The following is a 26,675-nucleotide window of genomic DNA, read 5'->3' on the forward strand; positions in this document are numbered from 1 at the left end:
CTCCCGGACGGCTAATTATTCTGAGGTGTTCTGAGATGGAGGAGATTCTGAAGGCAATCGAGGAAAAGGATTGCAAAAAGGTTGCAACCCTTCTGTACCACAGGGTTGACGAGCTGGGCGACGAGGAGCTTAAGGAGGCCCTCGAAAAGGCCGAAAAGCTCGCCCTGGAGTGTGGTGATTTCGAACTGTACAAGCTCACCGTTTACTACTTCCACGAACTCCTCGGTGTGGACAAGCTGAGCGAGTTCGAGAAGATGGCCGAGGAGAAGGATACGTTTGAGGTGAAGTTCGAGCTGGCCGACCTCTACTACCTCATCGGGGAGCTGGAGAAGAGCCTCGAGCTCTATCGGGCCCTCCTCGAGGAAGAGACCGAGAAGGGCAACAAGGGGAACATAGCGAAAATCTACTACGCCATGGCGCTCATCCACGAGGAACTTCAGGAGTACGAGAAGGCCATTGAACTCATGGAGAAGGCCGAGGAGATACACCGCGAACTCGGAAACGAGGACGAGGTTCTGAGGATAGCCATCCACAAGGCCTACGTGCTCTTTGAGTCCGGGGAGACCTACGAGGCAAAGGCCATGCTCGCTGGCCTTCTCCCGAAGGTTCTAGACAAGAGCGACCTCCTCGTTGAGATACACCTCAGCTTCGAGGAGATATTCGAGGAGGACGAGAACTACGATGCGGCTTTGCAGGAGTGTCTCTACGCCCTCGTCCACGCGAAGGGAAGCGACTACGAGGAGGTAGCCTTCGGCTCGCTGATGGACGTCCTCTGGCAGCTGTTCCTCGAGGACGATTTCGAAACGGTTTACCTGCACATGGATATGTTCGCAAAGGCCCTTCCGGAGCTGGCGGACTTCTTCGAGGCCGTAAAAGCGATAGCCCTCTACAAGGACGGCAAGATTGATGCGGAGGAAGCAGGGAAGGCTATAGAAAGCGTCAAGGACCCGCGCCTACTCGACCTGCTCGAGTTCCTCGGCGAGGCTGAGATGTGAGAGGGGAACCACGACGGGGATTCCCCCCACCTCTTCTATTCTAACCTTCACGTCATAGACCTCCTCAAAGAGAGCCGGCTTCAGTATCTCCCTCCCACCGTCAGCCACGATTCTTCCATCCTTCATAAAGACGAACCTCCTGGCGAAGCGAAGGGCCAGGTTGACGTCGTGCATGACCACGATCGACGTTCCCCCTTCCTCCGCGAACTTCCTCGCCGTTTCCATGACCTCCAGCTGGCTCTTGATGTCGAGGTTGTTGGTCGGCTCGTCCATGAGAAGTATTCTGGGCTCCTGAGCCAAAGCCCTCGCGATGCTCACCTTCTGGAGTTCTCCACCGCTCAGCTTGTTGGTGGGCTTCAGCGCAAGGTGACCTATGTCCATCATCCTCAGGACTCTCCTCACGGTCTCAACGTCTCGCTTCGACGGCCTCAGCCCCATGTAGGGCCTCCTGCCGAGCAGAACCGTATCAAAAACCGTCATGAAACCCGGCTCGCACCTCTGGGGCACGTAAGCGAGAACCCTCGCCAGCTCATCCCTGGAGTAATTCGCCACCGGGCGTTCAAGCACTTCAACCGCCCCGCAGTCCAGAATGCCCCCCACGCACTTGAGGAGGGTTGACTTTCCGGCACCGTTCGGGCCGAGTATCGCCACGAACTCCCCCTCTTCAATCTCCAGGTCAACGCCCCTGAGTACCTCCGAGCCGTTGTAGGTGAAGTGGAGGTTCCTCACCCGTACTGCCTTCATCTCCGTCCCTCCATCCTTATCAGGAGGTATATGAACGCGGGGGCACCGAGAAAAGAGGTCACTATGCCGACCGGAAGGATCATCGGGGACAGTACCAGCCTGGCAATCGTGTCCGCGGCCACCAGTAGCAACGCGCCGGCAAGGGCCGACAGGGGGATGAGGAAGCGATAGTCGCCACCGGCGACGAGCCTGATGGCGTGGGGCGCTATGAGGCCAACGAAGCCGATGACACCGACGAAAGCAACGCTTACGGCTGTTATCAGCGCCGCCAGGAAGGTCGAGATAAGGCGAACCCTCTCAACGTCAACTCCAACGCTCTTGGCGACGTCGTCCCCCATAACGGAGGCGTTCAGATCCCAGCGCTTAACGACGAAGTACGCGAAGATTGGAACGAACACAACGAGCATTATCGCGTTTTCCCGCCAGGTGGCCCTTCCGAGGTCCCCAAAGCTCCAGTAGACCATGGCCGCCAGCTGAAGCTCGTCGGCGAAGTACTGAACGAGGGTCGTCAGTGCAACGAAGAGTGAACTCATAGCCACTCCGGCCAGAATTATGGCCTCGGGGCTGAGTCCCTTCAGCCTCGCCAGTGCAAGGATCACAGCCGTGGCGCTTATGGCGCCGATGAAGGCGAAGAGCACAACGGCGTAGGGGTTGTCAAGCGAAATCCTGCCGGAACTCTCGGCGTAGCCTGCCCCCAGGAGGATCGCGAGGGAAGCGCCGAACATCGCCCCGTGGGAGACGCCCATTGTGAACGGCGTGGCCAGCGGATTCCGCAGAAAGCCCTGCATGACGGCACCGGCTATGGCAAGGGAGGCACCGACCAGAAGACCGGCAGCTATCCTCGGCATCCTTATGTTCCAGACCACCAGTCTGGCACTGTCCGTTCCGCCGCCGAGGAGTGCATCAACGACCTCCCTCACCGAGAGGAAGTAAGCGCCATGGGAGAGGGAGTACAGGCTAACCGCGAGGATGGAAAGAAGAAGGAAAATGCCGATGGACAGTTTCCTGGCCACGTAACCCTCGTAGTCCATTCCCATCACGGTGAGGTCGGCAGTGAGTATTTAATCGTTCCGTTGGAGAGGTCTATCTTTCCGAAGCCGCCGAACTGCTCCTTCATGGTGCCGTAAACCGGCTTTCCGAGCAGGAAGGCGTATATCTCGTCGGCCTTCTTTGCAGGGTCAACGTCGCTGAACCTCTCGGGATAGAGCACCTTTCCGATGAAGTACGCATCGGCCAGGGCCGTTCCAACGTTTGTGGTGTAGAAGTTGTAGGGGAGTATGCCGTAGACGTTGCCTTCCTTGACGGCCTTGAGCGAGGCGTAAAAGTCCGGGTTCTTCGAGTAATCGTCGAGGATCAGCTTAAGACCGCCCTCGTCGATGAATATGTACTCAGGCTGCCACTCGAGGAGCTTCTCCTTGTCGATGAACTGGTGGCCGCTCCCAAGCTCGTCGGCAACGTTCTTGGCGTGAACGACGATGAACGGCGGATAGCTGGCCTCCGTGCTCTCAATCCCGTGGGCGCCCTTGTAGCCGATTCCGCCGACGAAGACGGTCTTCGGTTCAACGTCGGCCGTGCGCTTCATCAGGTCATTCTGGGTTGCATTGATGAAGTCTATGACTTCTCTAGCCCTATCCTCCCTTCCGAGTATCCTGCCCGCCAGTTCGAGGGACTTGAAGAGCTCTTCGTCCTCGAAGGTCGCCAGCCCGCCGTAGCTGAGGACGACGACGGGGATTCCGGTCTTGGCCCCTATATCGTCGGCCGTCTTCTTGTCCACGTAGGTTATGAAGATAACGTCGGGCTTCAGCTCTATGAGCGCCTCGAAGTCCGGCAGCTTGCCCGGTCCACCCGGCCCGACGGTCGGCAGCTCCCTGAGTTCGGGGTGGGCTATGATGTAGGGCCTTCCGAAGTTGTAGCGCTTCTCGAAGTCCTCAACACCCACCACCATATCGCTCGCGTTCAGATAAACCACTAGCCGTAGCGCCCCGGGACCGACGGCAACGACCCGGTTCACCTTCGCCGGAACCTCGACGCTCCTCCCAAGGGCGTCCGTGACGGTTATCGTGGCCTTTCCGGTTTCCCCAGTTCCAGTGTCGCTCCCGATACAGCCGCTTATTGAAACCACCAGCAGGATTAGAAAGGGGGCAAGGAACCTCCTCATCTCAGCACCCCCTCGGCGAGACCTTCACTATCCCCCTCCCGATTACCGCACGGTAGGACTCTCCCGCGCAGCGGAGGCAGAAGGGCTCGTCGTTTACGTAAATGGCCCGGGTTTCCATAACCAGCTCCCCGCACTTCGAGCAGCGGACGCTCTCCACTATCGGCGCCTGCTCTATCTGGGGGACCTTAACCCGTTCGATCTTGAACTCCTCCCTCGGGAGCTCCAGCATGGTGTATGCTATCTCCTCCCAGAGTTCCCAGAGGCGTCTCCGCTCCTCTTCGGTTCCCTTTCTTTCCCTCACGACCCTGTTGAACAGCTCAGTGGCTCCGGAAGGGTAGTATTTCCCCAGTCTTTCGGCATCCGCGTAGACCCTGACGCCTTCCCAGGTGGAGCGCTTGACGAGGGTCAGGGCCGTCTTTCCGAGGTCGAGGTAGACGAGAGAGTTGTTTCCCAGGGTGCAACCCGTTGTCACCTGAACACCGTCGGTGAAGCAGCTGTTGATCTCGACTATAGCCAGAATGGACTCGTCAACGCTTCCAGAGTAGTCGAGCCTCCCGACGCCGAGTTCCTCCATGGCTATAAGCGACGCCCGGATTCCGAGCGCTAGGTAGGGACAGACGTGACCGTGGAACTCCCGGGCGTACTCTAGGATTCCCCGGGCGTCACCCTCATCCACCAGCCTGTTGAGAGCGAGCATTGTATCACCAAAGACGGATTGGGTAACACGTTTTTAACTATTTTTTGAGCTTGGTGTTATTAACCTTTGGTGTCCAAGAAAAAGCGTGCATACACACAAACACTTTGTATGATAGTAGTGGTTTCATGAGAATCGCGATTCCCCTGAAGGACTGGAGAGGACTCGAGAGCGAGGTCTACAAGCACTTGGAAGGGCAAAATACGTGGCCAAAGAGCTTCTAAACGCAGATCCTGCGGAAACTTTCTCTCAAGGACCAGGTAGTGAATGCCCGTCCCCGCCATGAAGAACAACACCAAACAACGCGAGCATCGGGAGGTCGGGCCAGAGAGGGGGAACCCCACGCCGGTCAAATGCCTTAGGGCGTAGGCGGAAAAGGATTTATTTGAAGTGAGTTTCATCATAAAGTGGGGATTAGTATGGAGCGCCTTGAATACAAAGCAGAGATTAGATGGGACGGAAATGTGGGGAGTAGCGCGAGAGTGAGGGAGTTCTCCTTCAGGATAGACACGAACACCGACGGCCACAATGTCGGACCGAACCCAACCGAGTACCTGCTCGCCGCTATAGGTGGCTGTCTAACCGTGAACTGGGGCAGGCTCATAAAGAAGATGCGCCTGAAGGTTGAGGGCATGGAAATAACCGTTTCGGGGTGGAGGGACAGAAAAGAGCCTCAGCTGAGGGAGATTACCTACAAAATCCGAATTGTGACGGACGAGCCCGAGAAAAAGATACTACGCGCCAAGGAGCTCGCCGAGAAGTACAGGACGGTCTTCAACACCGTCGGGGCGGAGAAAATAAGGGGAGAGGTGGAGGTAGTCAGAAAACCTCCAGCGATGACGTCCCCTGAGAAAGACCGTAAGAGCTGAGAGAAGGCCTTTTCGAACATCATGTAAACCTCCTCTCCAGAACTTTTCTGTGGATTGCACTGCCCGTGAAGAAGAACGCAAGGCCAAACAGAGTCAGCATTAAAAGGTCAAGCCACACCGGGAGGTAGCCCTTTCCAAGTGAATGCCTCAGGGCGTCGACGTAGTATGTCAGCGGCGAGACGAAGGAAATCCACCTGCCGTAGGCTGGCAGGTTTTCGATGGGGACAAAGATGCCGCTGATGAATAGGAGCGAGAACTTAATGAGCGACGACAGCATCATGACGTCAGCTGGGACGTCCGTAGGTGGGTAAGAGGACATGAGCACCGTCATGGCGGAGAAGCAGCCAACCGCCAGGATGGTGGCGAGGACGAAGAGCCAGATGGAGGGGTGGATTGAGAGGTAGAGCATTGCAGGAACCGCTATCGCGAACGTTATCGCCAGCCCGAAGTATAGGGAAGCCTGAAAGTCGCCGAGGAGCACAGTGATCAGCGAAACGGGGGCTGTTATGAGCCTCTCGAACGTCCTTCCCCTGCACTCCCACGGGATTATCGTGGGGCCGACGGCCGTTGATGTGAAGAAGGCCGTCATGGCCGTTAGACTAACGAGGAGATGACCGCCCGAGAGGTTGCGCCCTATCATGAAGGCTAAGAACAGGAAGAAGGGGAAGATAAGGCCCATTATTACAACCGGCCCCTTGAGGTAGAAGATGCGCATGTCCTTCTTCGCTATGGCGAAGGAACGTTTGAGCGCCTCAATCATTTTTCTCACCAACCAGCTTGATGAAGACGTCCTCCAGTGAGGGGGAGAGCGTTCTCAGGCTCACTATTCTCAGCCCCTTTCTTTCGGCGTAGTAAACCAGCTCCTTAACCGTTGCATCGGGGTCGTTCGTGAAAACCCTCGCCTTGTCCCCCATCAGCTCAACCCTAATCGCCGAAGAGATACTAGAGGTCTCAAGTTTCATAGGCTCGAAGCTGACCTCAACCGAAACACTTCCCCTGACCAGCTGCTTGAGCTTCTCGGGCGTGTCAATCGCTATGAGTCGCCCTTTCCTTATGATTCCGATCCTCTCGCACAGCTCGTTTGCGTCAATCATATTGTGGGTCGTCATGAATATAGTCTTCCCCTTCCTCTTCTCCTCGCGGATGACGTCCTTTATCAGGCGTGCGCTTATAACGTCGAGCCCACTCGTCGGTTCGTCGAGGATTAACAGCTCGGGATCGCTTATCATTGCCATCGCGAGGATAAGGCGTTGCCTCATGCCCTTGGAAAAGGCCCTCACCTTCATGTTCCTCTTCTCGTAGAGGTCGAAGAGCTTGAGGAGCTCAACCGAGCGCTTCTCTATCTCCCCCCTTCCCATCCCGTAGAGCTCGCCCATTAGCCTGAGGTTCTGCATCGCCGTCAGGTCAACGTAGGGGTTGGCCATCTCAGGGACGATGCCGGTTCTCTCCCTCGCCTTTATCTTTTCTCTCTCATCGAGCATGTCGTAGCCAAGAACCCTTATTTCCCCGGAGTTTGGCCTCAAAACGCCTGTAATCGTTCTGACTGTTGTCGTCTTTCCCGCCCCGTTTGGGCCGAGGAAACCAAAAATCTCCCCCTTCCTAACCTCAAAGCTCACGTTATCAACGGCGAGAAAAGAACCGTAGTACTTGGTAAGTCCGACGACTTCTATGGCCTTCATGTCTTCAGCACCCGGATGAAGTAAGGTTCATGGGTTAAAACCCTTTCCGGTTTGCCACTAAGGAATTCATCCAACAGAAGCTCCAAAATGGAGTAAATCTATAAAAGTTAAAATCAGGAAGCCCCTGGAACAGCTTCTTCCTCCTTCAAAACCTTGCACTTCCAGAGCCCCGCTATCTTTCTCCAGGCTTTAACGTAGCCAATCAGAAACGGTATCTGAATTATTGGGGTCACCGCAGGCGCTATCGCCATGAGACCAGTCCCTGCCGCAAGGGCTATGGCCATCGCCGTTCCCTCGTTCTTTCCAACGGACGTAAACGTTATTGCCATGTGGTCCCTGTAGGGGATCCCGACGGCCCTGTCCACGAGGGTCATGAAGAGCAGGGCGGTCGTGTAGTAGATGACCAGGGGAATCAGGGCGATGCCGACGATGCTCGGCTTGCTGGCTATGAGCTTCGCCTTCTCCATGAAGATGAGGAAGACGATGGTGTACATGCCCATGAGCGAGATTGCCGGGAAGGCGGGTTTTATCCTCAGGAATCCCTCAGGGCCGAGTTTTCTCATGAGGTAGGATCTCGTGAGAACGCCGAGTATCATGGGCGTTATGACGACTATGAGGATCGTCTTGACGAGGAGCCAGGCTGATATTGAGACGTGGTAGCTCGACGCGAAGACCTTGAGCCAGGCCGGAACCGTCACGATGGCCAGCGTGAAGCTCAGGGCAACCACTACCGTGGCCAGCTCGATGTTGCCCTTCGTGAAGCCGGTGTAGGCTATGCTCATCGAGGAGCAGGGCACGACGACGGCCAGGAGAAGCCCGAGGGCGAGCGTGTGGTTTATTGGATGGATGAGGTTCGTCAGCCATATCGCCCCATACATTATGAGCGGGGAAATCACGAGTCCCATCGTGAGGCCTATGACCAGCTGCTTCCCGAGCTTGACACTGTTCTTGAGCTCGCCAAGGCGGAGGTTAATCATCATCGGGTATATCATGCTGATGACGACGAGCATGTTCAGGGTTTTGAGCGTGTTATGGTAGGGCTTGAGGTTCGCGTGCGTTCCGACGTAAAAGCCCGCTATCATGGCAAGTGTAACGTAAACCGGAAGGTACTTATCGAGATGGTTCTTGAGCTTCAGCCAGTTCATTCCTCATCACCTCCGCACTCGGGGTGCGTTTTTATCACGAGGACGGGCCTCTTCGTTTTTCTCAGTACGCGAACCGTTGTGGAGCCGAGGAGCTCATGCGAGAAGCCGAGCTTCCCGTGACTGGGCAGGAGTATGAGCGACACGTCCTCCTCATCGGCGACCTTGACGATTTCCTCCCATGGGAGGCCGAACCTGACCAGGGTTTTCACGTTTTCGGTGCCGAACGTCTTCTTCACGTCCTCGACCTTGGCCTGGAGCCTCTCCATGGTTTTCTTGAACAGTTCCTCTTTGATTGCTTCGAGTTCCAGCTCCTCGTCGTTATAGAGGAGTGAGTAGCCGTTGAGGAGGTCCTCAAGGGTCCCCTCATCTATCACGTGAAGGAGAACAACCTCCCCAACTGGCATGTTGTTGGCCTTCTCGAATTGCTTTGCCGCCCTGTACGCTCCCTCGCTGAAATCCGTTGGGAAAAGTATTTTCCTAAACATCAAACTCACCTGTTGTATCTTTCATTTCAAATATTTTTCACATAATTAGGCTACCCTAACTGCTTTTAAGGTTTGCTGGTCAGGGGTGGGCACTAAAGGACACGCTGACTATTTCCGAGGTTTGCCTGGCCACATTACTACAGGTTCACCATCACAAAAAGAGCCGAGAAAGTTCGGTGAACCTCTGTAAAGATTGGAAAGAAACCAGGGACCAAAATGAATAATGGCCCCTGCTTAGAGCTCCTTGAGGACTTCCTCAATCCTTTCTATCAGGTACGCAGCCGCCAGGCCAATGTCGTCCACGACCTCACCGGAGGGACTAGTATAGCAGGGTGTTTTGATGCCGAGCTTTTCCTCAAGATTGAGATATTCGTCATAGCGTATCCTGAGACCATCAATGAGCTTCTTGGCACACGCCTCGGAACAGGAATCAACCACCATCACGTACCTTGCTTCCTTCAAAAGTCCAAGGATGTCGGACACTCCACCGACGACAGCACTCAGGGGACAGAGCGCAACTTCACTGCCTACCTCCTTAAGCGCCTCGAGGACAATTATTTCGGAGAGGGAGTTCCCACACGTTATCAAACACACTTTGGGAGTCTCCATCATTCCCCATCTCCATTGGTTTCTTCGTCCTCTGTGTATATACGCCTTGCCCTCAGTATGGCAAAGAGCCTTACGAAGAGTATCATGAGTATCATGTCGCTGAAAGGGCCTCCTAAGGCGGTTCCAACGGCCGCGAGAGAACCAAACGTCCCTATTGCCATCGCCGTCGCGAGGGTCATGTTGGAGCCGGTTGAATACACGAGCGATATGATGTGCTCCAATGGGAAGCCAAGCGCCTTTCCGGTGAAGTAAGCCACGGCCGCGCGGACGAGGAAGTAGGCGTTCATTATGAGCGCTCCGACAACTATAATCTCCGGCCTCTCGGCTATTATCTTCCCGTTTATGCCGAAGACCACGGTTATCATCCAGTACATGCCGAGGAGCGAGAGGCCCACAAGGGGCTCCTTGAGCTTCATGAGGGCATTCTTTCCCTTCCACCTCAGAACCGCGTACTTCGTTAGCTGGCCCGCCACGAGGGGCACTATGATGTAGAGGACGAGCGACTTGAGGAGCAGCCACGTGGGGACTTTTATGAGCGTGTGGAGGAGCAGCTTGGCGTAGACGGGCATGACGAAAAGCGAGAGGATGAACGTCCACACGACGCCGACGAGCGTCAGCTGGAACTTCCCGCCCGCGAGGTTCGTGAATGCTGGAGCAGAGCTTGGAAGTGGAGCGAGGCTTATCAGCACGATCCCCGCGAGCAGCCTCGGGTCAGTGTTCGGCATTACCACAAACCAGAACTTGAGGAGAAGCCACGTCAAAGCTGGGAAGAGGAGGACGTAGAAGGCTGTCAATGCCGCGAGATACTTCGTCTTTATCTCGGTTCTCGTCGTGAACGCCTTTCTTATGTCCATGAAGACCATCGGCTGGAAGAGCATCATGAAGAGCGCAATCGGCAGCGTCCATTTGAGGGACAGGAAGACATCCCTGTGATGAACGCCGGCGTAGCTCGATAGGATGATGAGAGTGAAGACGATGTAGGTCATCTTCTCCTTCAGGAACTTTACAATTTTCATCTCAACCATCTCCTAATTCGCCGTTTGGAAAAATAAAAGCTCAGGCGAGCCATAGGAGGCCCACCACCCTTCCGTCTTTCACGAGTTGGACTTTCGTCCCCCACTTCCCGTGCCAGTAGGCGCCGACTTCGAGTTCTCTCGGCTCGACATCCTCCCAGAGCTCTCCGACTATCTCCCCGTCAACGAACAGGGGGACGTGGAAGGTTCCGCAGCGGCAGTGCCACGCAGGCCCCTTCGTGGCCTTCTCGAGCAGTGCCTCCGCCTCTGCCCTAATCTCCTCGTAGCTCGGCTCGTTCCCCATCACGTAGCCAAACCTGCCAACCTTCCACTTCCATCCGGGAACACCGAACGGCATCTCAACCACCTCCTTCTTTTTGCTCAAACAACGAAAGGGTCACGGGGCGGGGGAGGCCTTTCTCCCCGCGCGCCTTCCCATTCCGTACAGGAAGGCCAGGAAGGCACCCACCACGGCCCCCACGCTGAGCACGTGGAGCGTCTCGGACACGTTCGCCTCGAATATTTTCATCACAATCTCAACGAGGGCCAGCGAGAGTATTGCCAGCATCGTGTAGCGGACGTAGAGTGGCTTTATCCTGTGCATCAGGAGCGAGCCCGTTATCCCGCCGAGGAAGCCAGCAGTCCCGACGGCTATGAGGGTTCCAGTCGCTATGGGTATCCTCGGGAGCAGGAGGGCGTACGTCAGCAGGGTAACGCCCGAAACTCCGAGTGCAGTTGCCGCTGTGTTCGCCGAGACCTTCTTCGGGTTTCTGAAGAGGTACGAGAAGGCTATGAGCGCTATTGGCGCCGCGTCCATGCCTATGAGGCCCGCGGTGAAGCCCTCGACGGCCCCGAGCGCGTAGATTTTCCAGCCGTCTCCGCCTTCCGCCACCCCGCTGGAGAGCATGCGGTAGAGGGCGAAGAGCAGGAACAGAGCAAAGGCCACCAGCACGAGGACCCTCGGAATGTGAACGTTCACGTACGCCCCCAAAGGCACGAAGAGCGCCGCGGGGACGAAGACCCCCGCAACCTTCCTCCATTCTATGAGGCTTTTCCTCCAGTTCATGGCGGTTGCCACGGTCAGCTCCGCCGTGTTCTGCGTCAGCCCGAGCAGCATGGCCGCGTGAACGCCCAGCCCCATGGCTATGTAGTTGGGTATGAGCACTCCCGTCGCTCCCATTCCAGCTATCGCGAATACGCTCGCGAGGATGTAGGTGAGTATCACCATCCCAAACATCCTCCATCACCCCCATCTTTTCTATCATCTTTCCTGTTTTGTAATATTACAAAATCATTTATAAAGTTTTCTATAATATTCAAGCCAAACTCCCCCAAAAGCGGTAATTTTATAAGGATTGAAAAGTAATGATTAACGGTGGTGAAGGTGCCGAAGTGGATGATGGGCGACATGGCCAGTTTGAAAAACCTCATGATGACCCTCAAGCCTTTGATGGTCGAACCGAGGCGGAGCATCATAAAAATCCTGAGTGGGGGCGTCAAGGGGACGAACGAGATATACAAGGCCCTCCAGGAAAGGGGCCTCAACATGCCCCGCTCAACGCTCTACTACCACCTCTCGGCCCTCGAGGACATGGGGATAATCGAGATGGCCGGTTATAGAGAGGTGGGCGGGGGAGCGCCCGAAAAGCTCTGGAAACTCAAGGTTAGGAGGATAGGGATAGACCTAGTTACCGGAGAGATATTCAAGGAATGACGCTAAAAAAGAAAAACCTCATAGCACGCCCATTCTAAACATCGCTGCCTTGAGAAAGTTATCGTAGTTATTGTCCGCTACGTTTCAGCTTCCAGTTGCGTTTGTTGCAACTGGTGTGGTTGGCTTCTTGCTCCTGTTCACATCAAGCCACCTAAAGCGAGAGGTCATCAGCTCCAGGCTGAACGGAAACATCCTAAAAACAAAACCACAAAATTTACGATTGCAATTTTCATGGGGGTTATCAAGGCTCCCAATTTCCTCATAGCGTCTTACCAGTCTATTCTTGCATTAAAAACATAAAGGGATTCTAAAAGCTTCAAATCAGTTTGAAGCTATATCTATGTCTTCCCAAGCGTGGGTTGGCCATTCCAAACCACTTGTTGGGGGTACTAGCTCCAAGATCTTAACGGTTTCCCTACAACTCTATTCATCTAACTCTTGGACACAGCTCAAGAACCACTTAGGGTCTTCAGCCCCTCAACAAATTCCTTTATCCCTTCCTTCAGCCTTTTTTTCATTAGGACCTTCCTGAGGACGGGCCTCTTGCCAAGGATTCCCTCCATCTGCTCAAGACACTTTCCGGGCCTCCCAGCGCACGTGCAGAAAAAGGCTGCGTTTCTAATCTTCTCTCTGTTCTGGAGTAGATAAGTCCTTATGGCAGGAGTCACGCGACCGTTCCAGACGGGGGTTCCAATGACCACGAGGTCGTAGCTGGAAGGATCTTTCTCAAACTCTATCTCTGTGGTTTTACCTCTCGTCGCGTCATAGCCGGCTATGAGGAAGCCAAGAATCCCCTTACGGGGCTTTTTGTCTATGACTTCGTCAATATCCGCGTTGAAGGCTCTGGCAACTTCTTGAGCAACCCTTTTAGTCGTCTCGCTCCGCGAGTAGAAGACAACGAGCGTTTTCATAGGCACTACCCACATTAAATTGCTATGATGGTTAATAGCATTTTGAGCTTCATCATGTCGTGAAGTACAAAAATCGGGGAGAAGTCTTCACCTCCAAGTGCTATAAAGTCTCAGATTAACCCTTTCTCCTTGCTATTATATCCGCGAGAAGCTCCCCATCAACGCCCACGTTCTCGGGCTCGTTCTCATGAATTACCACGCTCACGTGGTGCACCTTGTAGATCTCCCTGACTACGTTGGTTATTCTCCTCACGAGCTCCCTCTTAGTTTCAACATCGGCTTTGGGCCCTTCAATTATTATCGTCGGCATTGCCATCACCAAATCTGTTTTTGTTTCATGTGTTAAAATCCTTGTGGGTATGTGAGCCCTTTTCACGGAGTTAACTGCTAATCCCTGCTACCAAGCGAATTCTCCCCCACTCTCGGTAACGTCTTTTGTGCTTATGCACAAAGTTTATATGAGAAGAAATTTTCAATTAAACGGGTGATGTGGCATGAGAATAGCTGTTCCAGCGATGGATGACAGGGGCCTGGAAAGCGAAGTTAGCGGGCATTTTGGAAGGGCGAAGTACTTCGTCTTCGTGGAGGTGGAGGATGGCAAAATAAAGGATTCCAAGGTCGTTGAGGTTCCCTTCGAGGAGCACGGGGCCGGCGACCTTCCGAGGTTCGTCAAGGAGCACGGCGGAGATGTTGTCCTTGCCTACGGAATGGGCCCCAAAGCGGTCTCCTTCTTCAACGAGCTTGGTATAGAGGTTGTTACTGGAGCCTACGGGAGAATCAGGGACGTTGTTGAGGCCTTCATACACCAGGTTCTTGAGGTTGACCCCTACTGGAAGGAGAAGATAGAGCGCGAAAAGGCAAGAGAGGGATGGAAGAAGCACAGTCATTGAGAGAGTTTTCAACGATGGGTTCAGGAAACGTTTAAATTTTTCATATGATTTTTATTTCAGGTGAAGCAAATGAAAGTGAGCATAAAGGAGTTCGCACCGAGCTGGTTCGCGAGCGTTATGGGAACAGGGGCCCTCGCTTTGGCCAGCAAAGCGTATTCATCGAGGCTTCCGGCATTGGACGGATTGGCAGAGTTCCTCGTTTACTTCAACACTCTCCTGTTCCTCGTCCTTTTAATCCCCTGGCTCCTCAGGTGGATGAAGCACACGGAAAACGCACTGAAAGACCTCAAGCATCCTGTTGTGTGTCACTTCTACGGAACGATAGCGGTGGCCATGCTCGTCCTCTCGGCGGATTACCTTTTCATACTCAAGAGGACTGCAATAGCGAAGGCGTTCTGGATTCCGGGGGCAGTCCTAACGATATTCTTCGCCCTGCTCATCCCCTACCTGATGTTCGTGGAGAAGGAGATAGACCTCAAGTCCGTTACCCCTGCCTGGTTCATTCCCCCGGTCGGCTTAATTGTGATCCCCATGAGCGGTGCGGCGTTGATATCAAGCTTCTCCGGAACTGCCAAGGAGGTTGCCTACGCGGTTAACTACTTCGCCTGGGGTGCGGGCTTCTTCCTCTACCTCGGCCTCTTCGCGATAGTGTTTTTCCGCTTCATAAGGCACGAGCCGATGCCCTGCGGTATGGCCCCAGCAGTGTGGATAAACCTCGGTCCGATAGGGGCAGGAACTTCAACGCTCTACGCGCTCGTTAAAGCCAGCGAGTTTCTGACGGTTAAAGAACCGTTTTTCGCCTTCGGTCTAATCCTCTGGGGCTTCGGTGTCTGGTGGCTGGCGATGGCCATCATAATGACCATTTACTACATCAGGAAGCTCAACCTGCCCTACAGCCTCGCCTGGTGGGCCTTCATCTTCCCGCTCGGGGCCTACGTGGGCGCGACCCACAACGTTGGCACGGCCTTCGGGATAGGAGTCATAGACGGCTTCGGCTTCGCCCTCTACTGGCTTCTTCTTACCATATGGCTGGTGACCGGTTTGAAAACCGTAAAACACGTGCTCCTCGAATGATTTTTAATTCGTTATTATTTTTAAAATTCTTTAAATCCTCATTCTCCGAGGAGGCCCTTTATTATGAGCTCCGCCGCCTCGTCCTCGGTTAGGCCCTTGGCCATGAGCTGGATGAGCTGGGCCTCGTTTATCCTGCCTATCGAGGCCTCGTGCGTGAGCTCGGCCTTATCGTTCTTCACCCTCAGCAGGGGAACGGTTTGGACGTCGGCATCACCCTTAACAATCTCGTGGCACTCAATGTGGCCCTTTGCGTAGTCGCCGAGGCCGTAGGCCTCGTTTACAACGTTGACCTTCGCCCTGTCAAAGGCTATGACCGTGCTCCTCAGGTTTGCCCTTGAGTGGGCTCCTTCCAGGTAGGCGACTTCCTTTATCTCAACCGCATCGTCCTTAACTGCCTTGGCCTTCGACTCAAGCTCAAGAACTGCCCTCTCACCGAGCCTCGCGACCATCTCAAGCTTCAGCTCCCTTGCCCTGTGCTTTGTCAGGGTGAACCTCCCCGTGTAGCGGGCATTCCTGCCAACGCTCACTTCAGTCTTACCAACCATCCTCACGCCCTCGCCGTGGACGTGCTCATCGTCATAGAGCACGCTTGAACCTTCCCCGATTTTTATCATCGTCACGGCTTCGTGGGTGAAGTCTTTGGCATAGGGAAAGATGCAGTGGGAAGTGAACCTGACCTTCGAGTTTTTGCCAACCCTTATGTCAAAGAGAACCCTCTGGTAGCCCTCGTTACCCAGGTAGCCGGTGCAGAGATGTATGGGAAAGGGAAGCCCAATGTTGTCCGCGATTTTAACTTCAGCCCTAACCCCGTTCCCAATCTCCTCGCCCCTTATCTCAACCCCCGGAACGTTGTTGAGGCCGATGATTCTGTCCCCGCTGATGATTATCGCCGCTATCCTGTCCCCGAAAAGAGAGGTGTCGAGACCTTCCCGTTGGTAGGCCTCAACCAGCGCCTCGTATTCCTTGGTGAGGTCAATTTTTATCGTCATCCTCCACCATCCCCGTTAAAAGGCATCTTCCACAGGTTCTCCTGTAGTAATCAACAACCTCTCGCGAAAAGCCCTTCTTCAGCAGTCTGCCCGCGCAGATGAAGTATGAGAAGTCCGTTTTGGCCGCTATCTCCTCGTGGTGGGTGATGAGTATCACTGTGGTGCCGCACCTCTGGAAGTAGTCGAGAACACGCTCTATCAGCTCTCCGGCCGTTATATCGAGGCCTGAGTCAGGTTCGTCGAGGATGGCATACCTCGGTTTCAGGAGGATGAGTGATGCAAGCTCTATCCTCTTCCTTTCACCGCCGCTTAAACTTTTGTCCACAAAACGGCGGGCATAGAGCTCGTAGGGCAGGCCAACGAGTTCGAGGGCTTCCCGTATCTCATCCCTATCAATTCTGAGCTTCCCGCCGAGGATAAGGTAGTCCCTCACCGTTATGCCTTCGTATCGGGCCGGTTCCTGCCATACCATACTTATCCCTAGCTTTGCCCTCTCCGTAACGCTCAGTCCGGTTATGTCCTCCTCATCTAGGAGAACTTCTCCCGAAGTGGGTTTGAGCTCTCCCATTAAAATACGGGCTATTGTCGATTTTCCCGCACCGTTGGGGCCAAGTATCGAGTAGGTAATACCGTTTCTGAAGGCCATGTTTACTGAGTGGAGGATTTTCCTTTCGTCATTTGCGTATTCGACGTTCCTCAGGCACAGCATTTTTATCAATAAAATTTCATATGAAGACAACTTAAAATTTTTTGGACAATCCTGACCAGAACTTTTAGTTGAAAATAATAACATATGAAAATTATTTTAAATTAATCTAGGCAACTCTCTATGGAGGTGATAAAATGTCCGGAGGAGAAGCTCCCATAATAGGGAAGGATGCACTTGGAAGGCCAGTTAAAGATCTGAGCGTTATCCCCTGGTGGGGAGTTGATCGAAAGGATATAGAATGGTATCCCAAGATAAACTACGACAAATGTGCGGGATGCGGTCTTTGCTTCGTAACGTGCGGAAGAAGGGTGTTCGAATGGGACCCGGACAATGCAAAACCCATCGTTGCAAGGCCCTACAACTGTATGGTAGGATGCAGCACCTGCGCCATGCTCTGTCCCTGTGATGCCATAGAATTCCCCGACAAAGCCTATCTGAGGAGATGGGTGGCAAGAGCGAGGGTGGTGAAAAAAGCCTTTGAAATCGTTGATTCCATAATGCCCAAGAACCACCTGAGCGAAGAGGAGATCAAGAGCACCCCGGAAGGGTGAGAGGACACTGCATTCCGGATCAATGAGGGATGAACGGAGAATCCCGTTTCACGGTCCCCACTCAGATCACCGGCTCTCTAAGGCAGAAAATAACGGAAAACCCGGTTGGGGGTGTCCTCAACCCATGGCCACGAGAAGCGTTTTGAGGGCTATGAGGTACATTATGAGCCCTATCGCCTTCTTTACCTGCTCCGAGCTCATCTTAAAGTGCATCAGGTGGGTTCCGAGCCAGCCCCCGGCTATTGCAGGAACGGAGACCCAGAGGAGCAGTTCCCAGTCTAACGTCCCCATTCCCCAGTAGGTTAGGAACCCGCTGAGGGATGAAAAGAACACAACCAACGCCGTAGTTGCCGCGACTTTTTTCGGCTCATAGCCGAGCATTATGAGAGCGGGGCTGATTATACCGCCCCCACCAACACCGAGGAGACCGCCGAGGAATCCTGCTATTCCTCCAATTAACGAGCCCTCGACGATGTGGTTTCCGCCGCTTCCCCTTCTTTTGGGCTTGAAGAAAATCATCATCGTGCCTGAATACAGCAAAAAGGCCACGAAAACCCACAGGACGTATACTCTGGGAATAAACTTGCCCGCGTAAGCTCCGAACGGGGCCATTATGGTTGCAACGATTAAAATCGGAAGCCCAAAGCGGTGGTCAAGTTTTCCGTGCCTGATGTTCTTTAGAGTGGCGGAGAACATCGAGAGCGTGTTTATAAACAGACCTGTTGGCTTCGCTGTCATCAAAGGGATGCCAAGCCAGCCCATCACCGGAACAATGGCCACCGCCGAGCCGACACCGCCTATCGAGAAAACGATACTGAGGATGAAGGCTATGAGCGCTAACTCCGGGTAGTTCATTAGACTCACCTCATTTTATTTTGTCCATCAAACGAATGACACGGAGGTTATAAATATTTGTGTCGGCTAATTTCAACAAGTCCAACATTTCAGCGCCAAAAACTCTTAACTTTTAAGGGGCAATCCACTATTGGACTGAAGAAAAATACTTGGATAAGTGCATAACGTTCGTAAAAACGTTGAAAATGGGCCTCACCTGTTCGTGAGGCACTCACTTTCCTCTTCTTCCAGTCGTATAATCAGTTCGAGGACGCACTCAAGCTTTTTCAGGTCGTCGAGAATGGCCTCCAGACGGGGTCTTGTACCATCGTCGCTTTTTTCAATCATGGACTTAACGATATCCTCCAAGGGACGAACCTCGCGTTCAAGTGTCTCCCTTGGCTGGCGAAGGAATTTCTCCAGAAAGGCAGGAACCGCGGTAAAGTACTTAGTCTTGCCTTCTCTCCTGCAGGTTACGAGGTATTCCCTCACGAGGCGGCTTAACGCAACGGATATTGAGGAGCGACTTAAACCCGTTTCTTTCGCGAGCTCGGTTATCGTCATTGGTCTGTCCGAGAGTAATAGGATGGCATAGATTTTTCCCTCCGTCGCGCTGTATCCCCATCGAATCATGATTCGTTCCACAATCTCGATGAACTTTTTCCCACTGCTGCTCATCATAGCTCACCTCAATCCGCCTACCTAATTTCGATATCATTGTTTAAAAAGTTTCGAGGGCCCAGTACCCAGAAGCAGTAATTCAAAATACCCAAAAGGAAAAGGAGTGGAGAAGTAAATGAAGGGGAAAGCACTGAATCATTCCTTGGCAGTTGCTATTATGATTCCGCCTATCAGGGCAATTATTGCACCTATCAACCAGAAACCGCCGTCGAAGGGCATCGTTATCAACGCTAAAATCACTATGCTCCATCCTACAAGGCCCTTGTTACTCTTGTAGTAGTACGCCAGCACCATCATTATCAGGCTCAGAATTATCTCCACCCAGCCTACCGTTGATGCACTACCGTAGTGCCAGCCATAAAAGTTACCCGTGGCCAAGACAACTATCCCATCCAACAGTATCAAAAGGGCACCCAGCAGGGCGGTCCACATGCCTGTTTTTGCGGATGCCATGGCTTTTCACCTCCAAGTTCTTTCGATTAAACCTTCTCTCCCACATTATTTAAATTTTTCTGTTATATTTGATATATCAGAAAAAACTAACATAAATTATAAATCATTTGTATCGAAAACTTTAAACGCAGTGAGGAGTAGCGCATATTGGGGGTGGAAGATATGAAAGCCCCAAAAACAATAAAGGAACCCTTTCCAAACGCGATGAACCCCTCAGCGGATATTAAGGGCGTTAAATCTGAAGAAGGAGGAAGTCAGCTCACCACCGCGCTGAAGGCCTTCAAGCTCATCCTCGGGAATCCAATAGCGAGGGCACTCATAAGGCCGAGCCTTAAAAAGTATGAAATCAACGGGCGTGAGCTCCCAGCCCTCTACTGGGCCCTCAGCATCTACGCAGGCGAGAGCATAAACGCGCCGATGATGGTGCGCTTCCAGGCAGACACGATAAAGCTCCTGCTCAAACTCGGTATAAAGCTCGCCCGGGGCGACGAGGAGGCCGTCAAGGAAGCCCTGCTGAGGGATCCCCACATAAGGCGCGGAATATGGGTCGTCCTCGAGGGCATAGCGAAGTACGGCGTTACAGTTCCCCAGCGCCTCGCTGGGCCTTTCCTCATCGTCTGGAACTTCACCAACATGTGCAACTTCCGCTGTCAGCACTGCTACCAGAGAGCGGATAAACCGCTACCGAGCGAGCTCAGCCTCGAGGAGAAGCTGAGCCTCGTTGACCAGCTTGATAAGGCAGGGGTTGCGGCAGTTGCCTTGAGCGGAGGAGAGCCAACGATACACCCACACTTCCTCAGAATCGTCAAGGAGCTGTCGAGCAGGGGGATACACACCTCAGTTGCCACGAACGGTTGGACTTTCGCCAAGAGGGAGGAGCTTGAAAAGGCCGTCAAGGCGGGAATTAAGTACGTTGAGGTAAGCGTCGATTCCGCAAAACCCGAGAAGCACGACGAGTTCCGCGGAATTCCCGGCGCGTGGGAGCACGCGGTAAAGGCCCTTGAAAACGCAGTGGAGCTCGGGCTAAGCCACGGAATGGCCACGATAATGGACAAGGAGACATACCAAGAGATAGACGACATACTCGACCTGGCGGAAAGCATCGGAGTGAAGCGCGTCATCTTCTTCAACCTCGTGCCCACTGGCAGGGCCGAGGATATGGTTAAGGTGGACCTCTCACCGGAGGAGCGCGAAGAGTTCATGAAAGAAGTCTACCGCCAGATGAAGAAGCGGAAGCTTGAGATACTCACGACAGCACCGCAGTACGCGCGCGTTACCCTGCTGATGAGCCAGGGGAAGAGCGTTACGCCGGCGCATTTCTACATAGGCGAGAACAACTCGGTGAAAACGCTCGCCGAGTTCATCGGTGGGTGCGGTGCGGGCAGGATTTACGCGGGAATAGAGCCGGACGGAACCGTCGTTCCCTGCGTCTTCCTTCCGTTGCCCGTTGGAAACGTCAGGAACAGGCCGTTCAAGGAGATATGGGAGAACAGCAGGATATTCAGCATACTCCGCGACAGGGATAGCTGGGAGGGCCAGTGTGGAAAGTGCCCCTACAAGTACATCTGCGGCGGCTGTCGCGCGAGGGCCTATCACTACACGCTCGATTTAAGGGGCGACGACCCGGGATGCATAATCAACAAGAGTCTGTGGGCGGAGATAATCCAATACGGCAAGCCGAAGGGGCTCACAGAAGTCAACTGGGTAGATGAGAGTGTTGTCCTCCGCGGGCCAAGCCTCTACGTGCCAAGCTATTACAGAGCAGTTGAGATCGTCGGCCAGAAGATTGCCACAAAAACCAGTAGGAAACAAATGGTTCACGCATGATATTTAAGGGATTGGAGTACATTAAAATATCATGAATCCCAAAACCAAGGTAGCTTTAATCCTCTCGCTGGTCTCACCCATCTTCGCCGAAGTGCTGAGCGGTTCGACTCCACCGCTTGAAGTCCTCACGAACCCCCTCTCGTTCCCGTTCCTGTGGGCCTACTACGGTGCCGGTGTTCTCCTTGTCAGGGAGGCGTGGGCTCGGTGGGGGAGGAACTACGTTAGGCTCATGCTCCTAGGCTTCGTCTACGGCATCGTGGAGGAAGGGCTCGTCATAAAGTCTTGGTTCAATCCGGAATGGCCGGACCTGGATGTTTTCAGCGTTTACGGGCGCGTCTGGGGTGTGAACGCAGTCTGGGCGGTGTGGCTGACGATATTCCATTCCCTGATGAGCATAGCGATACCGATAATGGTCGTCGATGCCCTCTATCCGGAGTTCTCGAATGAAAGGCTCCTGGGAAGAAAGGGGATAACGATAGCGCTCGTATCCTTCGGCGTCTCCGCGGTGGCGTTCTTCCTCTTCCTCGCCCCATACCGCCCGCCCGCAGTCCAGTATTTCCTCACCATCGTCCTCACGGCACTTCTGCTGCTCCTCGCAAGGCGGGTAAAAAGGGAGGCCATCTTCAAGCGCGGCATTCCAAAGGGACATCCCTTCGTCTACGGCTTCGGGGTTTCCTTCGCGTTGTTCTTCATATTCACGGCCTTCCCCCACTCCTCAGTACATCCAGTTGTGCCTTCCATCCTCGGACTCCTGGTGGCCCTCCACTTCTACTCCATGCCGGCCCGCCTGGACGGAAGGGGGGAGTATGCCCTCGCCATTGGCTTCTTGGCCTTCTGGTTCGTACCATATGACATAATCCTCGAGCTCAACGGCGTGAGGGGTGAGGCCCTCCTCGGCGTGGCCACCTTCGCGGTTCTCGCTTGGAAGCTGAGGAAAATGGAAGTCAGTGAACCCAAGGTTTGAAACCCGCCCATTTTTAAGCGCCGGGGGCTAAAATCTAAACGGAGGGATCGAGATGCACGAGTGGGCACTCGCCGATGGGATAGTTAGAACTGCCCTGGATTACGCGCAAAAAGAGGGCGCATCCAAGCTCCTCGCCGTTCAGGTCGTTCTCGGCGAACTCCAGGATGTCAACGCCGAGATAGTCGAGTTCGCGATGAAGGAGCTCCTCAAGGGAACCATTGGAGATGGCGCGGAGATAGAGTTCATCGAGGAGGAGGCGGTTTTTAAGTGCCGTGACTGTGGCCACGAGTGGAAGCTCAAGGAAGTCAAAGGAAACTTCGACGAGCGTATAAAAGAGGACATACACTTCATTCCGGAAGTGGTGCACGCCTTCCTCGCCTGTCCGAAGTGCGGCAGCAGGGACTTCGAGGTGGTCAAGGGGAGGGGAGTTTACATAAGCGGCATAAAGATCGAGAAGGAGGGGGAGGCATGATAACCATAGACCCACGCGTCAAGGGCATAGAGGGCAGGCTTGAGAAGGTGAAGCGCATAATCCCCGTCGTCAGCGGGAAGGGTGGAGTTGGAAAGTCGCTCGTCTCAACAACTCTGGCCTTGGCTTTGGCGGAGAAGGGCTACAAGCTCGGCCTCCTCGACCTCGACTTCCACGGCGCGAGCGACCACGTTATCCTCGGCTTCGAGCCAAAGGAGTTTCCCGAGGAGGAGTACGGCGTAATCCCGCCGATGGTTCACGGGATAAAGTTCATGAGCATCGTCTACTACTCCGAGGACAAACCCACGCCAATGAGGGGCATGGAGATAAGCGACGCCCTCATAGAGCTCCTCGCCATAACGCGCTGGGACGAGCTGGATTACCTCGTCATCGATATGCCTCCCGGACTCGGCGACCAGTTCCTGGATGTGCTGCGCTTCCTCAAGAGGGGCGAGTTCCTCGTCGTTGCAACGCCGTCAAAGCTCTCCATGAACGTCGTTGAAAAGCTTCTAACACTGCTGAAGGAGAAGGAGCACAGAATCCTCGGAATCGTCGAGAACCTCAAGCTGGACGATGAGACGGGCATAGAGGAGCTGGCGAAGAGGTTTGGCGTGCCCTACCTAACCGGCATACCGCTGTACAGGGACTTGGAAGGGAAAATAGGAAAGCCGGACGAGCTGCTGAGGACGGATTTCGCGGAGAGGATAAGGGAAGTCGCGGAGAAGATTTAGCGAAGGGTTTTTCTTTTCTTCATCCTAAACTCGCTAAAGGTGAAACTATGGAACTCCCCGAACTCCTCAGGAGGGCCAGACGGGTCGTCGTCTGCGGAATAGGGAACGAGGTTAGGGGTGACGATGCATTCGGCATCCTCGTTGCCGAGAGGCTGAAGGAGCTGGTGAAAAATCCAAACGTTCTCATTCTCAACTGCGGAGAGGTGCCGGAGAGCTACACGGGAAAGATAACAAAATTTGAGCCTGATCTGGTAGTCTTCGTTGATGCGGTTGATTTCGGCGGGGAGCACGGTGAAGTCATACTCGCCGACCCGGAGGGAACCCTCGGTGAGGCCGTCTCGACCCACAGCCTGCCGCTCAAGGTTCTGGTGGGATACCTGAAGACGCGCCTCAACGCGGAGTTCGTCCTCCTCGGCTGCCAGCCGGCCGTCCTGGGCCTCTTCCAGGAGCCGAGCGAGGTTGTGGTTGAAAGGGCCGAGGTCCTCGCAGAATCCATGGCCGGTGTTCTCAATGAAACTGAGGGTTAGGGAAGCCACCATTTGGGACTGCCAGAGGATAGTCGGCATATACCTCTCCAACTCGCCCTGGAAGGACTCGCCCTACGAGACCTACCTCCAAGTCGGCCCCTGGGGCCTGGAGGAGACCTGCGCAATCCACCTGAACAACCTCAAACTCGTCGGGGGAACAGCACTCGTGGCTGAGCTGGATGGAAAGATAGCTGGCGAGGCCGAGGTTTTCATAAGCGATGAGGTCTGGGACGGGGAGCTCGTAAAAACCGCACACCTCAGCGTCATCGAGGTGGCGCGGTGGTATCAGGGGAAGGGCGTCGGAAGGGCCCTGCTGGAGCGCGTGGTGGAGCTGGCCGAGGGGGAGGGTTGCGACCTCCTCACGGTGACCCCCGAGAAGAAGGCCCTCGGGTTCTACAGAAAGCTTGGATTCGACAGAACGGTCTACCACGGGGTTATCGCGGACATCTCAACGGACGCCGGGAGGGGGGCGCCAAAGGTTGCCGAACTGACCCCCGACTGGGACGACCTGAGGGGACTGCCCCTCAGCCTGGGGCAGTTTCAGAGCTCCTACAACCACTGGTTCTCAGAGTTCGTTGACAGGATCGCCGACGTGGACGGGAGGGTTCACTTCGAGAGCGGGAGGATTAAAAGCGGCTTCTTCGTGCTCGAAGGAAGCTTCTTCGACAGAAAAACCGCAACGGCGTATTTCTGGGGAGAGAACGGCCTGGATGGCTTGAGAGAGCTCGTAGCCCTCGCGAGGAGCAGGGGGTTCAAAACCCTCAGGACGAGCCTCGGCAGGGAACTGGTAAGCGGCAGTCTGGAGTTCAGCATAACACCCCTGGACGAGGTTCTCATACTCGCAAAGTCACTCTGACTTCCTTTCGAGAAGTTTTCTGAGGTCACTCCGCCGGTTAACGTTGAAGAAGCCTTCTTTCCAGAGGGACGGCAGCTTCTCCACATTCAGGTAGCATACATCGGCAGAGCGTATCGCACCGTTCAGCGAGTAGTCCCCGCTGCGTATTCTCTCCTCAAGGACCCGGCGGAACGCCTTTGAGTAGGCAGCATGGAGGGGCTCGAGGTATCCATTGGTCCAGCGGGGGACACAGGCGAGTTTTTCGCTCCCCAGGAATTTTTGGATCATCAGGTCAACGAACTCCGGGACGATGAGCGGCATGTCCCCCGCGACGACGAAGGCATCACCGAGGCCCAATGCAGTATAAACCCCGCCTATGGGCCCTATGGAGAGTTCATCAACCACCACCTCGTAGCCGAGGCTTCTGAGCCTACCGGCGTTGTCGGCAGATGCCACGATAACGACCTCCTCGATAAGCGACGCCGACTCAATTCTCTCGAGGGTGTACGAAATGAGCGGCCTTCCACCTATCCTGAAGAGGAGCTTGTCGCCCCAGAAGCGCTTACTCCTGCCCCCCGCGAGAACCGCACCGAGCATGATATCCGTTGGATTTCGGGCTTTTAGGGTTGACGGTTGAAAACCAGAGGTTTAAAAAATCCCTAAAAAGGCCTGTGAGAACTAATCACAGGTGAGAGAAAATGTGCCTAGCGATTCCGGGAAGGATAATCGAAATCACAGGAAAAACCGCGGTTGTAGACTTTGGAGGCGTGAGAAGGGAAGTTCGCCTCGATCTGCTTCCAGAGGTCGAGGTCGGGGACTACGTCATAGTCCACACGGGCTTCGCGATAGAGAGGCTCGACGAGGAGAGGGCGCTGGAGATACTCGAGGCGTGGGCAGAGGTCGAGCGGGCGCTGGAGGGATGAACGTGACCGACGTCCTGAACGCCTTCAAGGACAGAGAACTGGCCCAGAAGGTCGTGAGGAAGATACGCGAGGAGGCGAAGGGCCTCGATGAGCTCCGCTTCATGCACGTCTGCGGAACGCACGAGGATACCGTAACCCGCTCCGGGATACGCTCCCTCCTGCCGGAGAACGTCAAGATAGTCAGCGGGCCGGGCTGTCCGGTCTGTATAACCCCCGTTGAGGACATCGTCAAGATGCGCGAGATTATGAAGGAGGCCTACGCTGAGGGGGACAGGATAATCCTGACAACTTTCGGCGATATGTACAAGATCCCCACTCCCCTCGGGAGCTTCGCGGATTTGAGGGGCGAGGGCTACGACGTGAGGGTGGTTTACTCCATATTCGACACCTACAAGATAGCCAAGGAGAACCCGGAGAGAACCGTCGTTCACTTCAGCCCCGGCTTCGAGACCACAACTGCCCCCGCTGCAGGGATGCTCAACGCCGTCGTTGAAGAGGGCCTTGAAAACTTCAAGATATACTCCGTCCATCGCCTGACTCCCCCGGCCGTTGAGGCCCTTGTAAAGGCCGGAACGCGCTTTCACGGTCTCATAGACCCCGGACACGTCTCAACTATAATAGGCGTCAAGGGCTGGGAGTACATAACGACCGACTACGGCATACCGCAGGTCATAGCGGGCTTCGAGCCGGTGGATATGCTGATGGCAATTCTGCTCCTCGTACGGATGGTCAAAAACGGCGAGGTGGAGATACTCAACGAGTACACCCGCGCCGTCAGGTACGAGGGCAACGTAACGGCTCAGAGGCTCATCGAGAAGTTCTTTGAAATTAAAGACGCCAAGTGGCGCGCCCTCGGAACCATACCCGAAAGCGGGCTTGAGCTGAGGAAGGAGTGGAGGGAGCTGGAGATAAGGACGTACTACGATCCAGAGGTTCCCGAACTCCCGGACCTCGAGAAGGGCTGCATCTGCGGCGCAATCCTTCGCGGTCTGGCGCTGCCCCCGCAGTGTCCGCACTTCGGCAAGACCTGCACGCCGCGGAGTCCAATAGGGCCGTGCATGGTCTCCTACGAAGGAACCTGCAGCATCTTCTACAAATACGGAGCTTTGTTTTGACACCAAAGGTTGAAAACTCCTCTCCGGTTTTTAACTTTTGGTTTTAGAAACCTATAAAGGCTCAGATTACGAAGAAGAAACCGGTGA

34 protein-coding genes are annotated in these 26,675 nt (G+C 54.5%); 14 read left to right on the plus strand and 20 right to left on the minus strand.

Translation table 11 applies throughout. The annotated features are described in order from the left end of the window. Nucleotides 1-35 precede the first annotated feature (35 nt). Nucleotides 36-995, plus strand: a complete 960-nt coding sequence (locus A3L10_RS04740) for a tetratricopeptide repeat protein (RefSeq protein ID WP_088866609.1) — start codon at nucleotides 36-38, stop codon at nucleotides 993-995. Here the strand turns inward: A3L10_RS04740 and A3L10_RS04745 are convergent. The 4 genes from A3L10_RS04745 to A3L10_RS04760 are packed head-to-tail and all read right to left on the minus strand — an operon-like array spanning nucleotide 954 to nucleotide 4,594. Beyond that, nucleotides 954-1,739, minus strand: a complete 786-nt coding sequence (locus tag A3L10_RS04745; protein WP_088866610.1) for an ABC transporter ATP-binding protein — start codon at nucleotides 1,737-1,739, stop codon at nucleotides 954-956. The two genes, A3L10_RS04740 and A3L10_RS04745, sit on opposite strands and share 42 nt — an antisense overlap. Then, entirely contained in the window at nucleotides 1,736-2,770 is a 1,035-nt protein-coding gene (locus A3L10_RS04750; protein WP_088179965.1) for a FecCD family ABC transporter permease, read from the minus strand. Before A3L10_RS04750 ends, A3L10_RS04745 begins: the two co-directional genes overlap by 4 nt. A 5-nt stretch (nucleotides 2,771-2,775) precedes the next feature. Then, nucleotides 2,776-3,897, minus strand: coding sequence for an iron ABC transporter substrate-binding protein (locus tag A3L10_RS04755; protein WP_088866611.1), 1,122 nt, complete (start codon nucleotides 3,895-3,897; stop codon nucleotides 2,776-2,778). 1 nt (nucleotide 3,898) lies between these two features. Then, on the minus strand, nucleotides 3,899-4,594 hold the full coding sequence (locus A3L10_RS04760; protein WP_088866612.1) for an FmdE family protein: 696 nt from the start codon (nucleotides 4,592-4,594) through the stop codon (nucleotides 3,899-3,901). Between the two features lie 416 nt (nucleotides 4,595-5,010). Between A3L10_RS04760 and A3L10_RS04770 the strand changes: the two genes are divergently transcribed. After that, entirely contained in the window at nucleotides 5,011-5,460 is a 450-nt protein-coding gene (locus tag A3L10_RS04770) for an OsmC family protein (RefSeq protein ID WP_088866614.1), read from the plus strand. 19 nt (nucleotides 5,461-5,479) lie between these two features. Here A3L10_RS04770 and A3L10_RS04775 read toward each other — a convergent pair whose 3' ends face one another. The 8 genes from A3L10_RS04775 to A3L10_RS04810 form a co-directional block, all read right to left on the minus strand. After that, the gene (locus A3L10_RS04775; RefSeq protein ID WP_088866615.1) at nucleotides 5,480-6,220 is read right to left on the minus strand and encodes an ABC transporter permease; all 741 of its coding nucleotides are present in this window, start codon (nucleotides 6,218-6,220) and stop codon (nucleotides 5,480-5,482) included. Next, nucleotides 6,213-7,139 (minus strand): ATP-binding cassette domain-containing protein, encoded by a 927-nt coding sequence (locus A3L10_RS04780; RefSeq protein WP_088866616.1) that lies wholly within the window; start codon nucleotides 7,137-7,139, stop codon nucleotides 6,213-6,215. Before A3L10_RS04780 ends, A3L10_RS04775 begins: the two co-directional genes overlap by 8 nt. Before the next feature lie 113 nt (nucleotides 7,140-7,252). Beyond that, entirely contained in the window at nucleotides 7,253-8,284 is a 1,032-nt protein-coding gene (locus A3L10_RS04785) for an arsenic resistance protein (protein WP_088866617.1), read from the minus strand. Continuing rightward, complete coding sequence (locus A3L10_RS04790; protein ID WP_088866618.1) at nucleotides 8,281-8,769, minus strand: universal stress protein; 489 nt, start codon at nucleotides 8,767-8,769, stop codon at nucleotides 8,281-8,283. Before A3L10_RS04790 ends, A3L10_RS04785 begins: the two co-directional genes overlap by 4 nt. A 234-nt stretch (nucleotides 8,770-9,003) precedes the next feature. Continuing rightward, complete coding sequence (locus A3L10_RS04795) at nucleotides 9,004-9,378, minus strand: putative zinc-binding protein (protein WP_157726895.1); 375 nt, start codon at nucleotides 9,376-9,378, stop codon at nucleotides 9,004-9,006. Next, nucleotides 9,378-10,403, minus strand: coding sequence for an arsenic resistance protein (locus tag A3L10_RS04800; RefSeq protein ID WP_088866620.1), 1,026 nt, complete (start codon nucleotides 10,401-10,403; stop codon nucleotides 9,378-9,380). Before A3L10_RS04800 ends, A3L10_RS04795 begins: the two co-directional genes overlap by 1 nt. Before the next feature lie 31 nt (nucleotides 10,404-10,434). Further along, nucleotides 10,435-10,749: a hypothetical protein gene (locus A3L10_RS04805; RefSeq protein WP_088866621.1), complete on the minus strand. Its 315-nt coding sequence runs from the start codon at nucleotides 10,747-10,749 to the stop codon at nucleotides 10,435-10,437. Between the two features lie 39 nt (nucleotides 10,750-10,788). Further along, nucleotides 10,789-11,628 carry a sulfite exporter TauE/SafE family protein gene (locus A3L10_RS04810; protein WP_088866622.1) on the minus strand — a complete coding sequence of 280 codons (840 nt, stop codon included), beginning with the start codon at nucleotides 11,626-11,628 and terminating at the stop codon, nucleotides 10,789-10,791. Between the two features lie 138 nt (nucleotides 11,629-11,766). Here A3L10_RS04810 and A3L10_RS04815 point away from each other — a divergent pair, with 138 nt between their 5' ends. Continuing rightward, nucleotides 11,767-12,105 carry a helix-turn-helix domain-containing protein gene (locus A3L10_RS04815; protein ID WP_232461020.1) on the plus strand — a complete coding sequence of 113 codons (339 nt, stop codon included), beginning with the start codon at nucleotides 11,767-11,769 and terminating at the stop codon, nucleotides 12,103-12,105. A gap of 449 nt (nucleotides 12,106-12,554) precedes the next feature. On the opposite strand, the gene A3L10_RS04820 is transcribed toward A3L10_RS04815, so the two are convergent. Further along, nucleotides 12,555-13,016, minus strand: a complete 462-nt coding sequence (locus tag A3L10_RS04820; protein ID WP_088866624.1) for a flavodoxin family protein — start codon at nucleotides 13,014-13,016, stop codon at nucleotides 12,555-12,557. 115 nt (nucleotides 13,017-13,131) lie between these two features. Then, entirely contained in the window at nucleotides 13,132-13,332 is a 201-nt protein-coding gene (gene dmpI / locus A3L10_RS04825) for a 4-oxalocrotonate tautomerase DmpI (RefSeq protein ID WP_232461024.1), read from the minus strand. A gap of 178 nt (nucleotides 13,333-13,510) precedes the next feature. Here dmpI and A3L10_RS04830 point away from each other — a divergent pair, with 178 nt between their 5' ends. Together A3L10_RS04830 and tdt are read left to right on the plus strand one after the other, a co-directional pair. Then, nucleotides 13,511-13,906, plus strand: a complete 396-nt coding sequence (locus tag A3L10_RS04830) for a NifB/NifX family molybdenum-iron cluster-binding protein (RefSeq protein ID WP_088866626.1) — start codon at nucleotides 13,511-13,513, stop codon at nucleotides 13,904-13,906. A gap of 69 nt (nucleotides 13,907-13,975) precedes the next feature. Continuing rightward, nucleotides 13,976-14,980, plus strand: a complete 1,005-nt coding sequence (tdt, locus tag A3L10_RS04835) for a TDT family transporter (protein ID WP_088866627.1) — start codon at nucleotides 13,976-13,978, stop codon at nucleotides 14,978-14,980. Nucleotides 14,981-15,018: 38 nt separating this feature from the next. Here the strand turns inward: tdt and A3L10_RS04840 are convergent, their stop codons facing one another. Then, on the minus strand, nucleotides 15,019-15,969 hold the full coding sequence (locus A3L10_RS04840; protein WP_088866628.1) for a SufB/SufD family protein: 951 nt from the start codon (nucleotides 15,967-15,969) through the stop codon (nucleotides 15,019-15,021). Continuing rightward, nucleotides 15,953-16,678, minus strand: coding sequence for an ATP-binding cassette domain-containing protein (locus tag A3L10_RS04845; RefSeq protein WP_088866629.1), 726 nt, complete (start codon nucleotides 16,676-16,678; stop codon nucleotides 15,953-15,955). Before A3L10_RS04845 ends, A3L10_RS04840 begins: the two co-directional genes overlap by 17 nt. 134 nt (nucleotides 16,679-16,812) lie before the next feature. Between A3L10_RS04845 and A3L10_RS04850 the strand changes: the two genes are divergently transcribed. Next, on the plus strand, nucleotides 16,813-17,229 hold the full coding sequence (locus A3L10_RS04850; protein WP_088866630.1) for a 4Fe-4S dicluster domain-containing protein: 417 nt from the start codon (nucleotides 16,813-16,815) through the stop codon (nucleotides 17,227-17,229). 117 nt (nucleotides 17,230-17,346) lie between these two features. Here A3L10_RS04850 and A3L10_RS04855 read toward each other — a convergent pair whose 3' ends face one another. From A3L10_RS04855 to A3L10_RS04865, 3 genes are all read right to left on the minus strand, one after another. After that, nucleotides 17,347-18,084 carry a sulfite exporter TauE/SafE family protein gene (locus A3L10_RS04855; RefSeq protein ID WP_088866631.1) on the minus strand — a complete coding sequence of 246 codons (738 nt, stop codon included), beginning with the start codon at nucleotides 18,082-18,084 and terminating at the stop codon, nucleotides 17,347-17,349. Between the two features lie 192 nt (nucleotides 18,085-18,276). Next, nucleotides 18,277-18,741 carry a GbsR/MarR family transcriptional regulator gene (locus A3L10_RS04860; protein WP_232461021.1) on the minus strand — a complete coding sequence of 155 codons (465 nt, stop codon included), beginning with the start codon at nucleotides 18,739-18,741 and terminating at the stop codon, nucleotides 18,277-18,279. A 138-nt stretch (nucleotides 18,742-18,879) separates the two neighbouring features. Continuing rightward, nucleotides 18,880-19,197: a hypothetical protein gene (locus A3L10_RS04865; RefSeq protein ID WP_088866633.1), complete on the minus strand. Its 318-nt coding sequence runs from the start codon at nucleotides 19,195-19,197 to the stop codon at nucleotides 18,880-18,882. Nucleotides 19,198-19,359: 162 nt separating this feature from the next. Between A3L10_RS04865 and A3L10_RS04870 the strand changes: the two genes are divergently transcribed. Genes A3L10_RS04870 through A3L10_RS04895 form a run of 6 tightly spaced genes read left to right on the plus strand, consistent with a single transcriptional unit; the run spans nucleotide 19,360 to nucleotide 24,571 of the window. Then, nucleotides 19,360-21,024, plus strand: a complete 1,665-nt coding sequence (locus tag A3L10_RS04870) for a radical SAM/SPASM domain-containing protein (RefSeq protein WP_088866634.1) — start codon at nucleotides 19,360-19,362, stop codon at nucleotides 21,022-21,024. A gap of 31 nt (nucleotides 21,025-21,055) precedes the next feature. Beyond that, on the plus strand, nucleotides 21,056-21,988 hold the full coding sequence (locus tag A3L10_RS04875; RefSeq protein ID WP_088866635.1) for a cation transporting ATPase C-terminal domain-containing protein: 933 nt from the start codon (nucleotides 21,056-21,058) through the stop codon (nucleotides 21,986-21,988). Between the two features lie 52 nt (nucleotides 21,989-22,040). Further along, on the plus strand, nucleotides 22,041-22,460 hold the full coding sequence (gene hypA / locus A3L10_RS04880; protein ID WP_088179958.1) for a hydrogenase nickel incorporation protein HypA: 420 nt from the start codon (nucleotides 22,041-22,043) through the stop codon (nucleotides 22,458-22,460). Next, complete coding sequence (locus A3L10_RS04885) at nucleotides 22,457-23,188, plus strand: Mrp/NBP35 family ATP-binding protein (RefSeq protein ID WP_088866636.1); 732 nt, start codon at nucleotides 22,457-22,459, stop codon at nucleotides 23,186-23,188. Before hypA ends, A3L10_RS04885 begins: the two co-directional genes overlap by 4 nt. Nucleotides 23,189-23,235: 47 nt before the next feature. Further along, nucleotides 23,236-23,715, plus strand: a complete 480-nt coding sequence (locus A3L10_RS04890; protein WP_088866637.1) for a hydrogenase 3 maturation endopeptidase HyCI — start codon at nucleotides 23,236-23,238, stop codon at nucleotides 23,713-23,715. Then, nucleotides 23,699-24,571: a GNAT family N-acetyltransferase gene (locus A3L10_RS04895; protein ID WP_088866638.1), complete on the plus strand. Its 873-nt coding sequence runs from the start codon at nucleotides 23,699-23,701 to the stop codon at nucleotides 24,569-24,571. The genes A3L10_RS04890 and A3L10_RS04895 overlap by 17 nt, the downstream gene beginning before the upstream one ends. Here the strand turns inward: A3L10_RS04895 and mobA are convergent. Then, nucleotides 24,563-25,147 (minus strand): molybdenum cofactor guanylyltransferase MobA, encoded by a 585-nt coding sequence (mobA, locus tag A3L10_RS04900; RefSeq protein ID WP_088866639.1) that lies wholly within the window; start codon nucleotides 25,145-25,147, stop codon nucleotides 24,563-24,565. The genes A3L10_RS04895 and mobA overlap by 9 nt on opposite strands. A 101-nt stretch (nucleotides 25,148-25,248) precedes the next feature. Between mobA and A3L10_RS04905 the strand changes: the two genes are divergently transcribed. Together A3L10_RS04905 and hypD are read left to right on the plus strand one after the other, a co-directional pair. Continuing rightward, nucleotides 25,249-25,473, plus strand: coding sequence for a HypC/HybG/HupF family hydrogenase formation chaperone (locus tag A3L10_RS04905; RefSeq protein ID WP_088866640.1), 225 nt, complete (start codon nucleotides 25,249-25,251; stop codon nucleotides 25,471-25,473). Continuing rightward, nucleotides 25,470-26,588 carry a hydrogenase formation protein HypD gene (hypD, locus tag A3L10_RS04910; RefSeq protein ID WP_088866641.1) on the plus strand — a complete coding sequence of 373 codons (1,119 nt, stop codon included), beginning with the start codon at nucleotides 25,470-25,472 and terminating at the stop codon, nucleotides 26,586-26,588. The genes A3L10_RS04905 and hypD overlap by 4 nt, the downstream gene beginning before the upstream one ends. The last annotated feature ends 87 nt before the right edge of the window (nucleotides 26,589-26,675 follow it).

It is taken from the genome of Thermococcus radiotolerans (assembly GCF_002214565.1).
In the GTDB taxonomy this organism is placed as follows: domain Archaea; phylum Methanobacteriota_B; class Thermococci; order Thermococcales; family Thermococcaceae; genus Thermococcus; species Thermococcus radiotolerans.